This is a genomic window from Nitrosomonas ureae (assembly GCF_001455205.1).
Classification (GTDB): domain Bacteria; phylum Pseudomonadota; class Gammaproteobacteria; order Burkholderiales; family Nitrosomonadaceae; genus Nitrosomonas; species Nitrosomonas ureae.
Window position 1 is genome coordinate 1776725 of the sequence record NZ_CP013341.1, and the last position, 14058, is coordinate 1790782.

Here is a 14058-nt window from a genome sequence, read left to right on the forward strand (position 1 = left end):
AGGGTGCAAGTGATATCAGAGTGTAAAGACAATCATGTCTGCAGTGATTGAGTTCAAGTTTACACCAACTAGCTCAATGTAGGCTGCACCGCCGAGGAATTCAGCAGTAAACCCATCATCGCCGTTATCCACAAAATTGGTGATATGCGGAAGTAATTCTGAAACTTGAGTGATTCCAAGTACTTCAGAATCAAAAAACAAGCGATCTTCACCGATTGTGAAATCAGCAATCTCAAAGTTTCCGACGCCATAAAAACCAAACGTATCATTACCCGCTCCGCCATTCAGTCTGTCAAAATCCCCAGCTCCAGGGGCAACGAGACTAACAGGCACGCTACCGCCAGCAAGCAAGATGTCGTTACCATTGCCGCCAAATAATCTTTCGGTACCTTCCTGCCCATCTATGATATCGTCGCCGTCGCCGCCGTTCAAAATCCCATTGCCGGCTCCGCCTGTGATGGTATCGTTTCCTGCGCCACCGTCGATTTCATCGTGACCGGATCCGCCTTCCAGAATATTATCCAGTTCATCACCGATAATGAGTAAATCGTTCTCGTCAAATCCGGCAGATCCGATACCGTCGAATCCAATACCATCAATAAATTTAATAGCTCCCGATCCCTGATTCGGGCGAGGTTCTGTTCTGACTGTCATAATATTATCTCCTGATTATGTATTGAATTGATGTGATTTTTTTAATGTCTCATTATTAAGCCATAATGAGAATGATTCCTATTATAATGAATAATGATTAAAATGCAATCATTGATAGGGATCGCTACAGAATGGGCTTGTTTAAGTGATGATAAAAAATATAGAAACCAGCATAACGGGGGGCTCCATATGATCCGGAAATTAAGCGAGCGGCTGCTGCAAGGGAGGGATCTGATCGCAGCAGGTAAATTCAATGAGGCGGATGAGATAGTCGGTAGGCTTAGAAGTGAGAATCCATTGTCTCAGGACGTTGCCCGCTTATGGTGTTCTTTGGCGATGCGTACCGGGCGCACGGCTGAAGTACCGGCTTACGCGGCAGCCATTTATGACCATGTGCAGAGTGATTTTTATAAAGCGCATTGGGCGCATGTGCTGGGAACCGCAAGTTTTATTTTGCTGGATCTGCCAGTATCGCAATTACATTTTACAACGGCTTTAAATCATTTAATGGCGCTGGCTAAATCCGGGAAAATACCGCCGCAGAAGGAAAAAACCAAGCCATTACGAAGCAAGACGAATGTTTTTTCCTCCGGTGAAGCGGAAAAATTGTTGTGGACCACCTGCGCGAAACTAGCTCGATTGGATATTCCCGCATTTCCGTTTGCGGGGACTCTGCTGGGTTTAGTGCGCAACGGCTGTGTACTGGATTTTGATAAAGATATCGATATCGCGGTGCAAATGCAATCCTGGGATGCCTGCTGCGCTGCGCTGGAGCAAGCAGGGTGGGAGAAGGTACCGATGCGCATCCAATATGCCAATTATCGTGATTACGTGCATCCGGAATTGGGAATTACGCTGGATGTCTGCGGTTTGCAAGATAGAGGGAAGCAAATTGTGGGGGGTTTTGCTTTGCCTGGCTATCCGGATGACTATCAACGCGTATCGGTTTTTCCAAAATTTGACTTGATTCAGAAAGACACTGAGTATGGGGCTGTTTGGTTTCCACGTCAGCCGGAAAAGATTCTGCGGGCATTTTATGGCGACTGGCGCACGCCCAATCCCAACTGGGATACTGTGGTGTCAGCGCTCAATCTGGAGAATTTTACTTTGCTGGTGCGTTGTTACGCATATCACCGGCTGATACAACATTGGTTGCTGGGAAACCTGGCCAAAGCATGGTGTTATGCACACCAAATTGTATTGAAAGACCCCGATGATGTCCTTGCATTGCGTAGCCGTCAATGGATGGAACATGCGATGGTGCGTTTAAACCGTGAAATGCCGACATGGCCGAAGAATCAAGTACAGAAACGCATCTATACGCGCATGGTAGCTGATTTATTTCACGAGGGGCATATCAACTTTTTACGGGCGGCACGTGCATTGGGCACGCATTTAACGGTCTGTGTGGTGTCTGACGAGCGCGTGATGGAAAACAAAGGAAAATTACCGGTTATGAAGCAGGCGGAACGGGTCGCGGTTGTGGCTGCCTGCAAATATGTCGATGCCGTGATGACGGAAACCCCGCCGGGAGTTACGCCGGAATATATGCTGCGGAACGGTTTCGATATTTACACGTTCGCTTGCGCTTCCGAACAGGAGCGACAGGAGAAATATAAACTATGTCACATGTTGCCGGCCGAGATGATTCAGGAATTATCCTATACCCCCGGTATTTCAACTTCTGATTTAGTCATGCGTATTCAGGAAGGTGCGGGAAGAAAACATACCGGTGCGAAGAATGGGCTGCATATATCAGAATAGAAGCTGAAATAGTGTTGTATTAGTTCCTTGTACCGGAAGGGCAATATCATAGTATGGCATTTTCCAAAAATTAGGTTGTTGGATGATGCGCAAACTTGATATTAAAGACGTTAATCGCCGTAGATTTTTGCAATACGGCTTTATGGGGCTGGGTGCGTTTTTTGGCAACATTTTGTTACCATCAACAGCCAGAGCTGCAGCTTCTTCATTGTTATCCCTGGGAAACCTGGGACCACCAGATGCAAATGGGATATGTCTGCCTCCGGGTTTTACTTCCCGTATTGTGGCCTACTCAGGGCAAAAACTTTTTGGCTATGCCTGGCATGACGCTCCGGATGGCGGTGCTGTTTTTCGTATAGCAGATGGGGGTTGGATTTATGTATCCAACAGCGAGATTGACCATGGCGGCGGCGGTGTGGGTGCTTTACGCTTCAATCCGCTGGGTGAGGTGATTGATGCGTATTCCATATTAAATCAGACTGATCGTAATTGTTCCGGTGGTAAGACACCATGGTGGACATGGTTATCATGTGAAGAAGTCGATAGAGGAATGGTATGGGAATGCGACCCATCCGGGAAAAGGGCGGCGCAACCCAGAAGCGCTTTAGGTTTATTTCGGCATGAAGCGATTGCCGTGGATTTCGCACGAAAACAAATTTATCTGACTGAAGATGAACCGGATGGCCGTCTTTATCGCTACACTGCTGATACCATCGATGCGAAAGGAAATCCTGATCTCGATCATGGTGTGCTGGAAGTTGCAGAAGTAATGGATAAAAGCACTGGAGCGGTGCACTGGCATGTTGTACCCGATCCATTGGCGACCTTGGTGCCTACGCGTAAACAAGTTTCTGTCAGCACCTCATTTAATGGAGGAGAGGGTATCTGGTACCGATGGGGAATCGTTTATTTCTCAACCAAAGGAGATAATCGTGTTTGGGCGTATGATGTTCTAAAACAATCTGTGAGGATTATTTACGACGCTTCATTGTATCTCGAGCCCATACTTACCGGAGTGGACAGTATTACGGGCAATGCTGCGGGAGAGCTATTGATTGCTGAAGATGGCGGTAATATGCAGCTTGTCGCTTTGGCAGAGGGTAAAGTCAGACCTATATTGCGAATCGTCGATCAGGATAGCTCCGAGATAACCGGACCTGCTTTTAGTCCGGATGGATCACGCTTATATTTTAGCTCCATACGCGGCAAGACCGGATTACTCGAGGATGGCCTGACATATGAAATTACAGGGCCGTTCTAAAGTAATCCTCATTTCTCTGAATTCTTCCGATTTCTTTTAGGAAACGATAAATTGCCGTTACCGCATTGAGTGTTAGCGTACCATATTCTTGAAAGATCCAACGGATGGGGGCGATGTCAGGTCGGTTCTTTTGAATTTAATTAAAAATAGCACGGTATGCATATTAAAATGTGTATCAGCTATAAACGGTGCGGTTGTACCTACGAAACGACCGGAAGGTATCTCAAAGATGTCTAAATGAAACCGAGCATACCCTGTTTGTAAATCTGCTTCATAAAACGAAAGTTTGGGTAACGAAATGGGGATTAAAGCTGCTGAAATTGGAGGAATTCCAAAAAAGGTGTTGGCGTGTTCCGTTCCTAAAGAATCGACTACAACATTCATGCGATAAGTGGCAGACTCGTCTTGTGCGATATAACCTTGTTGTCCTAGCCAACCCGCAACAACTCCTTTCACTAAATCCTTATCTCCGCTTATCCCGAACAAATCAAGCTTAACTACCGAGCCTTTAGGAATAGGCAAGGAAAAATCTGATGATTGGGCGATACTACGCATCACCGCTTCGCTTATTAATAACTGTTCAGTGGCTGTTCTGGCTGAACTGGTTATTTTCTGAGTTGTTGAGCATCCTGCTAAAAAGCCTGCTAAAACTAAGCCTAAGCACAGTGTATTAATTATTTTTATTCGCATCAATTTGTTTCCTTTTATATTTGTTCATGCATTCTCCGATCATAGCTCGTTTTACAGAAAACGCAATAAGCTTTGCCGGTAACGGTATTTCAGTGAGCGGTAAACACGGCAGACTGGATATAGAATGATCAGTGCCGCCAGCGTGATTGCGTAGGTTTGTTCCAGGCTGCCGCGTTCAAATAGGAGTTTTAGTACTGTCAGCACGCAGAAGTGGGTCAGATAAAAGAATAGTGCGGTTTGCCCGAAGACTAGCAAAGGTCCGTTGGGATTGATGGTTCTTTTCATAGACTCCAGACGCATTAGCAGTGCCAAAATAATCGCCATCAAACCCAGTTCCAGCAAAGTATAGGTGAGACTCGGCGGATATTTGCTGACATGCAGCCACTGTATTAGCGTATTTCCTTCCAGGTGCATGAACATGTTGCCATAACCATCCAGGCCGCGAATTATTACAAACAAAGTTAACATAAACCAGCCGATGGTCATCAGCAGGCGTGCTACTGTTCGTAAATCGAATGGGGTTGCGATGAACCATTGGCCGAACACCCAGCCCAGAAGCATGATACCCAGCCATGGTAATGCCGGGTACAGCACGGTATAAGCTTCGCCGAATACCGGCGCAAAAGTGATGGCCAGCCAGAACGGAATCTCACTGCCTGGTTGCCAAAGTATCATAAGCAATAATTCACTTCCGAAGATGATTAACAATGACAGTAACAGCGCCATGCGGATTCCAAGTCGCTGTAGCGGAGCCATCAACATCATGCTGATGCCGATGGCATAGAGCACCTGGAATATAGGTTTGCCAGAAACCAGAGAAAACAAGCATAAATCAATCAAGGTAATAAAAGCGCCCCGCAGCAGTAATTCGCGTTCAATGACCGCCTCATTGATGCCTTGCTGCCGTTGCTGGAAATTACTGATGGCAATGGATGCGCCAGCCAGAAAAATAAAAGTTGGCGCGCAGATGTGAGTGATCCAGCGGGTGAAAAATTGATCGGAAGCAAATTGCACGCCAGGCTCATACAGCAGGATGGAATCCGCAAAAATCCGGTTGGTGTTGAAATACCATGAAGCATGATCCAGCGCCATCAGTATCATGACAATTCCACGCAGCCAATCAATGGCAGCGATGCGTTGTGTGCTGTTACTGTTATCGAATGAAATGGTCATCGATTTTTGCAGATAAAATCAACGGGACGAAAAATTCAGTGCATAGTTCTAGCTACAAATTAAAGCAGTACCAGATTATTTCTATGGATGAGCTCGGGCTCATCGACATAGCCCAATAGGGTTTCTATTTTACTGCTGGCTTGCTGCAGGACTTTCTGTGTTTCTACCGCACTGTAATTTATCAAGCCACGAGCTATCTCTCTGCCTTGCTCGTCGAGGCAGGCTACCGTTTCCCCGCGCTCAAATTCACCCTCCACGCTAGTGACTCCAATGGGCAGCAGGCTTTTTCTATCAACGCAGAGCGCTTTTACAGCCCCCTGATCCAATGTGACATAACCGCGTACCGGCAAGTAATCAGCCAGCCATTGCTTGCGTGCCGCCAGAACAGGCACTCTGGCCAGGAAGCGTGTGCCGATAGCTTCGTCCTGACTCAGTCGCACCAGCACGTTATTTTCGTGACCGGACGCCACAATGGTATTCGCGCCGCTGCGAGCAGCGCGCTTGGCAGCTATTACTTTGGTTTGCATGCCGCCGCGGCTGATACTGCTACCTACGCCACCGGCCATTTTTTCCAATGCAGAATCACCAGCATTGACTTCCTTTAATAGTTCTGCATCCGGATTTTTGCGTGGGTCGCTCGTATATAAACCCGCCTGATCCGTCAGTATTACCAGTGCATCAGCTTCAACCAGATTGGTCACCAGTGCCGCTAGCGTGTCATTGTCGCCAAAACGAATTTCATCCGTCGCTACCGTATCATTCTCGTTAATGATGGGAATGATATTAAGTTTTAACAAGGTGGTCAGAGTGGAACGGGCATTAAGATAGCGTTTCCGGTTGGATAAATCTTCATGAGTTAGAAGTACTTGGGCGGTTTGCAAATGGTATCGTGAGAAATTTGAAGCATAAGCTTGCGCCAGTCCCATTTGCCCTACAGCCGCCGCGGCTTGCAATTCGTACAGTGCAGTAGGACGGATCTCCCAGTTGAGTCGCTGCATACCTTCAGCGATTGCACCTGAGGAAACCAGCACAATTTCTTTATTCATCTGTTTTAACGTGGCAATTTGTGCTGCCCAGTCGGCCAAGGCGGAATGGTCGAGCCCTTTGCCCTGATTGGTTACCAGACTGCTGCCTACTTTAATAACGATACGGCGTGCTTGCTTTAACATTGATTCGGGATCTCATTTTCCAAAGCAGAATTGCCATCCTGTGGGGGCAAATGCTGCTCCAGATATTCCATGATGGCATAGATTAGAGGTTTGCATCCTTCACCTGTCAATGCGGAAATAATAAAGTAATTTTCTTCCCATTCCAATTTGTTGACAAATTGACGGCATAGCTCGTCGCGTTCTTGTTCTGGCATCATGTCGGTTTTATTCAAAACCAGCCAGCGTGGTTTTTGATATAAAGATTCGTCAAATTTTTCCAGTTCCTTGGCAAGTGCCCGGGCTTCATGTACGAGATTGGTTTCTGTATTGAGCGGTGTCATGTCGATCACATGTAACAATAACCGGGTACGAGTCAGATGCTTCAGAAATCGATGTCCTAATCCAATGCCTTCGGCAGCGCCCTCGATCAATCCAGGAATGTCCGCCATGACAAAGCTGCGATTATGATCGACTCGAACCACACCGAGATTCGGCTGTAAAGTTGTAAATGGGTAATCTGCAACCTTCGGGCGAGCGGCAGAGACAGCGCGAATGAGCGTGGATTTTCCAGCGTTCGGCATGCCGAGTAACCCTACATCAGCAAGAACCTTGAGTTCCAGCTTCAATTCCAATTCCTGTCCCGGCTCACCCTGGGTGAATTGACGCGGTGCACGGTTGGTGCTGGATTTAAAGTGCAAATTGCCAATTCCGCCAGATCCGCCCTTGGCCAAAAGAATTTTTTGCTGATCATGAGTCAGATCCGCGATGGTTTCACCGGTATTGATATCTTTGATTATCGTGCCTATCGGCATGCGCAGCACAATATCATCGGCACTTTTGCCATAACGGTCTGAACCTTGTCCATTCTCGCCCTTCTTGGCCCGATGAATGCGAGCGAAACGATAGTCGATTAAGGTATTAATATTGCGGTCCGCCACAGCAAATATACTACCACCGCGTCCGCCATCGCCGCCATCGGGTCCGCCTTTGGGAATATATTTCTCCCTTCGGAAACTGGCGACCCCATCACCGCCTTTACCTGCATAAACTTGAATAATCGCTTCATCAAAAAACTTCATAATTAACGGGGTATAAATTTCCTGGGTAGTATTTTGTCCTGCAAACAAAAAAGCCCCATCACATCTGACAGGGCTTTTTGAGTAAATGAGTTATGCTATCTTTATTCTTTATGCGGGAATGACGCTTGCTACTTTGCGTTTGAAAGCACCTTTGATACTAAAGTTTACTTTTCCTGTCACTTTGGCAAATAAAGTATGATCCTTGCCCATGCCTACATTTTCTCCCGGATGAACCTGCGTGCCACGCTGTCTGATGATGATCGATCCCGCTGAAATCAATTCACCACCATAGCGCTTGACTCCAAGCCGTTTTGAGTGTGAATCGCGTCCATTCCTTGAGCTTCCGCCTGCTTTCTTATGTGCCATTTATCAACTCCTTAAGCTGAAATACCCGTAATTTCTATTTCAGTGTAATTCTGACGGTGACCTTGATGTCTCTGATAATGTTTGCGACGTCGCATCTTGAAGATGCGAATCTTGTCGTGCCGTCCTTGACCGAGCACTGTTGCGCTTACTTTGGCGCCATTTACAAGGGGTGCTCCCACCGATACTTTATCACCATCAGCCACCATTAATACTTGATCAATAATAAGCTCGCTGCCGTTTTCCACTTTCAGCTGCTCTATTTTTAATTTCTCGCCCACTTGGATTTTATATTGCTTACCGCCGGTTTTTATGACCGCATACATACTTTAACTCCATGCTTCCCTTTTTCAGAACCGCGAATTATACCTAAATAACCCTTGATTGTGGTGGAAAATTTCTGACAATTTATCATTATGCTTGACACTTGGGCATTGTCATTCCTAACATAGCGTTTTCTACAAGGTAATATTGTGTCAATAGAATATATTAGAAGCTTCATTGCTCAAGATATGAGCATTGTTGATAATGTCATTCGGGAAAAATTACATTCCCACGTCCTGCTGATTCGTCAAGTGAGTGAATATATCATCAACAGCGGTGGCAAACGCTTGCGTCCCGCGTTGGTTATATTGTCTGCGGGTGCTTTTGGTTACTCAGGAAAATTTCATTATAACTTGGCAGCTGTTATCGAATTTATTCATACCGCCACACTATTGCACGATGATGTGGTGGATGAATCGGAATTACGACGAAACAGGGAAACCGCCAATGCGCTGTTTGGTAATGCAGCTAGTGTTTTAGTAGGTGATTTCCTTTATTCTAGGGCTTTTCAGATGATGGTGGAAGTCGACAATATGCGTGTGATGCAAGTGCTTGCTGATGCGACTAATACGATTGCCGAAGGTGAGGTTTTACAGCTGCTTAATTGCCGCGATCCACAAGTTTCTGAAGAAAATTATCTACAGGTCATTCGATTTAAAACGGCTAAATTGTTCGAAGCGGCAAGTCGGCTCGGGGCGATACTCGGGAACGCTACATCCGAAGAAGAAAATGCGATGGCAGTTTATGGTATGCATTTAGGTACCGCATTTCAGCTTGTAGATGACATGCTCGATTATTCCGGGAATAACCATGATATCGGTAAGAATCTGGGCGATGATCTGACTGAAGGAAAGCCTACACTGCCTCTGATATATGCCATGCGCATGGGCACGCAGGAGCAGGCAGATATCATTCGCAAGGCGATCGAAGATGGTGGAAAAGATGGTTTCCAACCCGTCCTGAATGTGATTCGCCAAACTGCAGCTTTGGAATATGCAAAGAAATGCGCTGAAGCCGAAGTGACAACTGCAGTAGCTGCAATCGCCACCTTGCCCGACTCGGAAAATAAAAAATGTCTTTTGCAACTGGCAAGCTTCGCAGTGACACGCAATCATTAGGGTAATTAAAGTTTGGGTCGATTGTTTCCATTTAAGTCGAAATTTCCTAATCTGAGTCATTAGGAAATACCCCCCTGAGAAACATTTGTTATACCAGCTTTCAATTTGCAAATTCGGCGTACTTGCTGACTAATCAGTGATTAAAACTTTTACCGAAGTTCTGCGCAAGTTTTTCTGAATTATCCGCGGTAGTGCTTTGTTTACAGTACCTTAACTAATTTTATAGTAAAGAATAAAAGCAAGTAATTGTATTGTAATACTGAATCTGGAAATTCTCACCAATAAGTTAAGTCTTCAGTGCTTGAAAATCTGATCAAAAGATAGCTATTGTTTAGTGTTTTTTGAGCAACCCCCCATATTGGGAGATATTTATGCATGAAATTTCATTCTACCGGCAATTATTTGAAGCGAGCCCGCATCCATACTTAATTTTGCGGGCGGATGACAATTTCACAATTGTTGCAGTAAACAATAAATATCTTGAGGCCACTGGCACACATCGTCAGACGATTGTTGGTTATGGTTTGTTCGATATTTTTCCTGATAATCCAAACGAGCCGGCAAGTCAAAGTGTTGCTGACCTACGTGCTTCTCTGAATCGTGTGCTCGATAAAAAACACCCGGATGTCATGGGGGTGCAGAAATACGATATTCCGTTACCGGACAACAGCGATCATTTTGTGCTCAAATACTGGAGCCCGGTGAATACGCCTGTATTTGGAACTGAGGGGGGGGTAGCCTATATTATCCACCATATTGAAGATGTGACCGAGTTCGTTGCCGGTCATGAGTGCATTAGCGATGTTCGTGAGGCGCAATCGAAATTGAGTAAGGGGGAAGCTCGCGCCGAGCGGATGCAAGCAGAAATTTTGCGTCGTACGATTGAAGTTAAGGAAGCGAATCGTTCATTAAAGTCAACGCTGGAGGAATTATCCGTTGCTAATCAACGCTTGACCGAGCTGGATCATCTCAAATCAGAATTCTTTGCCAACGTTAGCCATGAACTGCATACGCCACTGACATTGATTCTCGCGCCATTGGAAAATCGTTTGCGCCAGCTTACGAACAAGGATGGCAAGTCGATTAAAGAGCGTCGCGAAATCGAATTAATGCTACGTAATGCTCGTCTTCTATATCGTCATGTGACTGATTTGCTCGATGTGGCTAAATTTGAAGCGAATTGCACAAAAGTTTATGCGGCAAGATTTGATATTGCGAAGCTGCTCAGAATGACAGCCAGTTACTTCGAGCAAGCGGCGCATGATAGAAATATCCTTCTTAAAATAATTTCCCCAAGAACATTAGTAATAGAGAGTGACAGCGAAAAACTGCAACGTGTATTGTTAAATTTGCTTTCAAATGCATTTAAATTTACTCCTGATAATGGTTGCATTACGTTATGTCTTACTTCCACTCGGCATGACGTGCAGATCGACGTGCGAGATACCGGTCCGGGTATTCCAATAGCAATGCGTGAGCATGTATTTGAGCGATTTACACGAGTCGAGAATGCAACCGCTGCGAATCGGAATTACGGCGGTACTGGATTGGGGTTGGCTATTGTCAGGGATTTTGTCGACTTACTGGGTGGCAAGGTTACACTCGAGGATTCTTCAGGAGGAGGAGCGCTATTCAGAATTATTTTGTCACTCAAGGCTCCGGCTACATCGGTACTGATGGATAAACCCTCTTCGCTCGATGCAATAATTTTGCATGATGCTGTTGAAGGGTTAAAAGGAAGCACATTCCCCGAATTAATCGTGGAACCGGTCTCTGATAATAATCAGAACCTTATTCTGATTGTAGAAGATAACATCGATATGAATCAGTTTATTGCTGATACATTGCGCGAACATTATCGTGTGAGCTGCGCTTACAATGGACAGCAAGGATTGGAGCAGGCACTGGAAACTATTCCCGATGTCATTCTCTGTGACGCAATGATGCCGGTGATGGGAGGGCATCAAATGATATTGGCATTGCGCCAATATCCACAACTGATCGATGTGCCGGTTATTATGTTGACAGCCAGGGTGGATGAGGCGCTCAAGTTGGAACTGCTCAAACTGGGAGTACAGGAGTATCTGAATAAGCCTTTTGTCGTGGATGAATTACGCGCGCGAATCAATAGGCTGATAACCGAGCGTCAGCGTGTCCAGGAACAACTGCGTGAAAGCGAGGTTCGCTTTCAGGCGACATTTGAACAGGCGGCCGTTGGAATCGGGATAGTTTCTTTAGAAGGAAGATGGTTACGAGTGAATCAAAAGTTCTGTGATTTAGTGGGCTATCGTCATGACGAATTAACATTCCTTACTTTTCAGGAGGTCACTTATGCGGAGGATCTTGACGCAGACCTGAGCTATGTACAACGAACATTGGCAGGTGAAATCTCTACTTATTCATTGGAAAAGCGTTATATCTGCAAAGATAGTAGTCTTATCTGGGTCAGTCTCTCCGTATCGCTGGTACGGAAGCAAGATTGCACCCCGGATTATTTCATTACTATCATTCAAGATATTCAATCTCGCAAAGAAATTGAAGCGAATTTGAACGATGCCAAACGTATTGCGAATTTCGGCCATTGGCGCTGGGATTTAAACAGCAACAAGCAAATTTGGTCAGAAGAAATTTTTCACATATTCGGGCGTGACTTGGATTTGCCGCCGGCAAACTATCAGGAAGTTTCGCAATATTTTACAGCGGAGAGCTGGAGCAATCTGTCTGCAGCTGTGGAGAAATGCATGCGTGAGGGGATCGGCTATCAATGTGACGCAGAAGTAGTCAAACCCGATGGCAGTCACCATTGGGTTGTTGCTCGGGGTGAAGCCATTCGCAACGCCGAAGATCAAATCATTTCGTTGCATGGCACGGTACAGGATATCACCGTGCGCAAGCTGGCCGAAGTAGCGCTGCAACAGAGCAAAGAGCAGCTTAAATTGTTCATTGAATATGCCCCTGCGGCGTTGGCCATGTTTGATCGGGAAATGCGTTATCTTGCATGCAGTCAGAGGTGGTGCAATGATTATTCTCTGGGTGAGCGCAATTTGCTTGGATTGTGTCATTACGATGTTTTTCCGAATATCAGTGCTGAGTGGAAAGCCATTCATCGGAGGTGCCTAGCGGGGGAGGTAATTCGTAGCGAGGAAGATGGATATGTGCGGGTTGATGGCACTATACAATGGCTTCGCTGGGAAGTACGGCCTTGGCTGACGAGTAATATAATTGGCGGTATTGTCATTTTTACCGAGGATATCACCCAACAAAAACAAGCTGAGACAGCGTTGCAACAACTTAATAACGACTTGGAAAAACGCATTGCTGAACGTACTGCAGAATTAAAAACCTTGAATCAATCATTGGAAAGTTTTGTATATTCCGTGTCTCATGATCTGAAAGCGCCCCTGCGTGGGGTGGAAGGATACAGCCGATTACTGGAAGAAGATTACTCTAACCGGTTAGACGATGAAGGGCGCTTGTTCATAAGCAACATTCGTACAGGGGTAACGCGTATGAACGAGTTGATCGATGATTTACTGGCTTATTCACGTATGGAAAGGTGTAAGCTGGAGTCCGATGAATTGGATTTAACGCTATTGATCCATCAGGTGTTGGCCGAATATGGTGAAGAAATTACCTTGCATCGTATTGCGATCATTATTGATATACCACCACTTAAGGTTTATGGCGATCGCGAAGGTTTGGCGCTGGCGCTACGAAATTTGCTGGGAAATGCGATCAAATTTAGCCAGGGTTTGCCTCGTCCGCGAATAGAATTTGGCGCTTGCCGGAATAAAGATCATGTGATTCTGTGGATTCGTGACAACGGTATTGGTTTCGACATGAAGTATAATCAACGCATATTTGAGATCTTCGAGCGCTTGCACCGACTAGAAGATTATCCCGGAACCGGGATTGGTTTGGCATTGGTGAAGAAAGCTATGCAACGTATGGGTGGTCGAGTCTGGGCGCAGAGCGCTCCGGGTGAGGGTGCAACTTTCTCTTTAGAATTACCTGTTGCGATGAAAATACTGAAAGCGTAGTAATGGAGTACTTTACATATTATGAGCGCGTATCCACCGATTTTACTCGTTGAGGATAATCCACTTGATGTTGATCTGACATTACGAGCTTTTCAACGGCGTAAGCTGGCTAATCCCATTTTAGTAGCGCGCGATGGGGAAGAGGCACTTGCTTGGATACCGCGCTGGGAGTCGGGAGAAACTTTGCCGACGGTGATTCTGTTAGATCTCAATATGCCACGCGTAGATGGCCTGACGGTGCTGCGGACATTAAAATCACACCCGCTATTGCGCCGTATCCCAGTAGTTGTTCTTACCACTTCCAAAGAAGATCGCGATGTTCAAGTGGCTTATGATTTGGGTGTTAATTCGTATATTGTTAAGCCGGTAGGTTTTGATAATTTTATGGATGTGGCGCAGCAAATAGAGTTGTATTGGTGTGTTATCAATGAACTGCCGAAATAG

At 45.8% G+C, this 14058-nt stretch carries 12 protein-coding genes; 5 read left to right on the plus strand and 7 right to left on the minus strand.

The annotated features are described in order from the left end of the window. Window positions 1-15: 15 nt before the first annotated feature. Complete coding sequence (locus ATY38_RS08070) at window positions 16-654, minus strand: calcium-binding protein (protein WP_062558855.1); 639 nt, start codon at window positions 652-654, stop codon at window positions 16-18. Between the two features lie 189 nt (window positions 655-843). Between ATY38_RS08070 and ATY38_RS08075 the strand changes: the two genes are divergently transcribed. Both ATY38_RS08075 and ATY38_RS08080 read left to right on the plus strand, forming a co-directional pair. Continuing rightward, window positions 844-2418, plus strand: coding sequence for an FAD synthase family protein (locus ATY38_RS08075; protein WP_062560148.1), 1575 nt, complete (start codon window positions 844-846; stop codon window positions 2416-2418). 82 nt (window positions 2419-2500) lie between these two features. Further along, window positions 2501-3679: an alkaline phosphatase PhoX gene (locus ATY38_RS08080; protein WP_074701828.1), complete on the plus strand. Its 1179-nt coding sequence runs from the start codon at window positions 2501-2503 to the stop codon at window positions 3677-3679. 72 nt (window positions 3680-3751) lie between these two features. Here the strand turns inward: ATY38_RS08080 and ATY38_RS08085 are convergent, their stop codons facing one another. The 6 genes from ATY38_RS08085 to rplU all read right to left on the minus strand — a co-directional run bounded on the left by ATY38_RS08085 (window position 3752) and on the right by rplU (window position 8458). Further along, complete coding sequence (locus tag ATY38_RS08085) at window positions 3752-4369, minus strand: hypothetical protein (protein WP_062558856.1); 618 nt, start codon at window positions 4367-4369, stop codon at window positions 3752-3754. A gap of 51 nt (window positions 4370-4420) precedes the next feature. Then, a complete protein-coding gene (locus ATY38_RS08090; protein ID WP_062558857.1) occupies window positions 4421-5542 on the minus strand; it encodes an acetyltransferase domain-containing protein in 1122 nt (373 codons plus the stop codon). A 59-nt stretch (window positions 5543-5601) separates the two neighbouring features. Continuing rightward, the gene (gene proB / locus ATY38_RS08095; RefSeq protein ID WP_062558858.1) at window positions 5602-6711 is read right to left on the minus strand and encodes a glutamate 5-kinase; all 1110 of its coding nucleotides are present in this window, start codon (window positions 6709-6711) and stop codon (window positions 5602-5604) included. Continuing rightward, a complete protein-coding gene (gene cgtA, locus ATY38_RS08100; RefSeq protein ID WP_062560150.1) occupies window positions 6705-7769 on the minus strand; it encodes an Obg family GTPase CgtA in 1065 nt (354 codons plus the stop codon). The genes proB and cgtA overlap by 7 nt, the downstream gene beginning before the upstream one ends. A 108-nt stretch (window positions 7770-7877) precedes the next feature. Beyond that, window positions 7878-8135, minus strand: coding sequence for a 50S ribosomal protein L27 (rpmA, locus tag ATY38_RS08105; RefSeq protein ID WP_062558859.1), 258 nt, complete (start codon window positions 8133-8135; stop codon window positions 7878-7880). Between the two features lie 11 nt (window positions 8136-8146). Beyond that, window positions 8147-8458 (minus strand): 50S ribosomal protein L21, encoded by a 312-nt coding sequence (gene rplU, locus ATY38_RS08110; RefSeq protein ID WP_062558860.1) that lies wholly within the window; start codon window positions 8456-8458, stop codon window positions 8147-8149. A gap of 147 nt (window positions 8459-8605) precedes the next feature. Here rplU and ispB point away from each other — a divergent pair, with 147 nt between their 5' ends. From ispB to ATY38_RS08125, 3 genes are all read left to right on the plus strand, one after another. Then, complete coding sequence (gene ispB / locus ATY38_RS08115; RefSeq protein ID WP_062558861.1) at window positions 8606-9574, plus strand: octaprenyl diphosphate synthase; 969 nt, start codon at window positions 8606-8608, stop codon at window positions 9572-9574. Window positions 9575-9945: 371 nt separating this feature from the next. Then, the gene (locus tag ATY38_RS08120) at window positions 9946-13614 is read left to right on the plus strand and encodes a PAS domain S-box protein (RefSeq protein WP_062558862.1); all 3669 of its coding nucleotides are present in this window, start codon (window positions 9946-9948) and stop codon (window positions 13612-13614) included. 21 nt (window positions 13615-13635) lie between these two features. Further along, window positions 13636-14058: a response regulator gene (locus ATY38_RS08125; protein ID WP_176492658.1), complete on the plus strand. Its 423-nt coding sequence runs from the start codon at window positions 13636-13638 to the stop codon at window positions 14056-14058.

Coding starts and splice junctions, on each gene's coding strand:
- ATY38_RS08070 (WP_062558855.1), bottom strand. CDS start 654: ATGACAGTCAGAACAGAACCTCGCCCGAATCAGGGATCGGGAGCTATT.
- ATY38_RS08075 (WP_062560148.1), top strand. CDS start 844: ATGATCCGGAAATTAAGCGAGCGGCTGCTGCAAGGGAGGGATCTGATC.
- ATY38_RS08080 (WP_074701828.1), top strand. CDS start 2,501: ATGATGCGCAAACTTGATATTAAAGACGTTAATCGCCGTAGATTTTTG.
- ATY38_RS08085 (WP_062558856.1), bottom strand. CDS start 4,369: ATGCGAATAAAAATAATTAATACACTGTGCTTAGGCTTAGTTTTAGCA.
- ATY38_RS08090 (WP_062558857.1), bottom strand. CDS start 5,542: ATGACCATTTCATTCGATAACAGTAACAGCACACAACGCATCGCTGCC.
- proB (WP_062558858.1), bottom strand. CDS start 6,711: ATGTTAAAGCAAGCACGCCGTATCGTTATTAAAGTAGGCAGCAGTCTG.
- cgtA (WP_062560150.1), bottom strand. CDS start 7,769: ATGAAGTTTTTTGATGAAGCGATTATTCAAGTTTATGCAGGTAAAGGC.
- rpmA (WP_062558859.1), bottom strand. CDS start 8,135: ATGGCACATAAGAAAGCAGGCGGAAGCTCAAGGAATGGACGCGATTCA.
- rplU (WP_062558860.1), bottom strand. CDS start 8,458: ATGTATGCGGTCATAAAAACCGGCGGTAAGCAATATAAAATCCAAGTG.
- ATY38_RS08120 (WP_062558862.1), top strand. CDS start 9,946: ATGCATGAAATTTCATTCTACCGGCAATTATTTGAAGCGAGCCCGCAT.
- ATY38_RS08125 (WP_176492658.1), top strand. CDS start 13,636: ATGAGCGCGTATCCACCGATTTTACTCGTTGAGGATAATCCACTTGAT.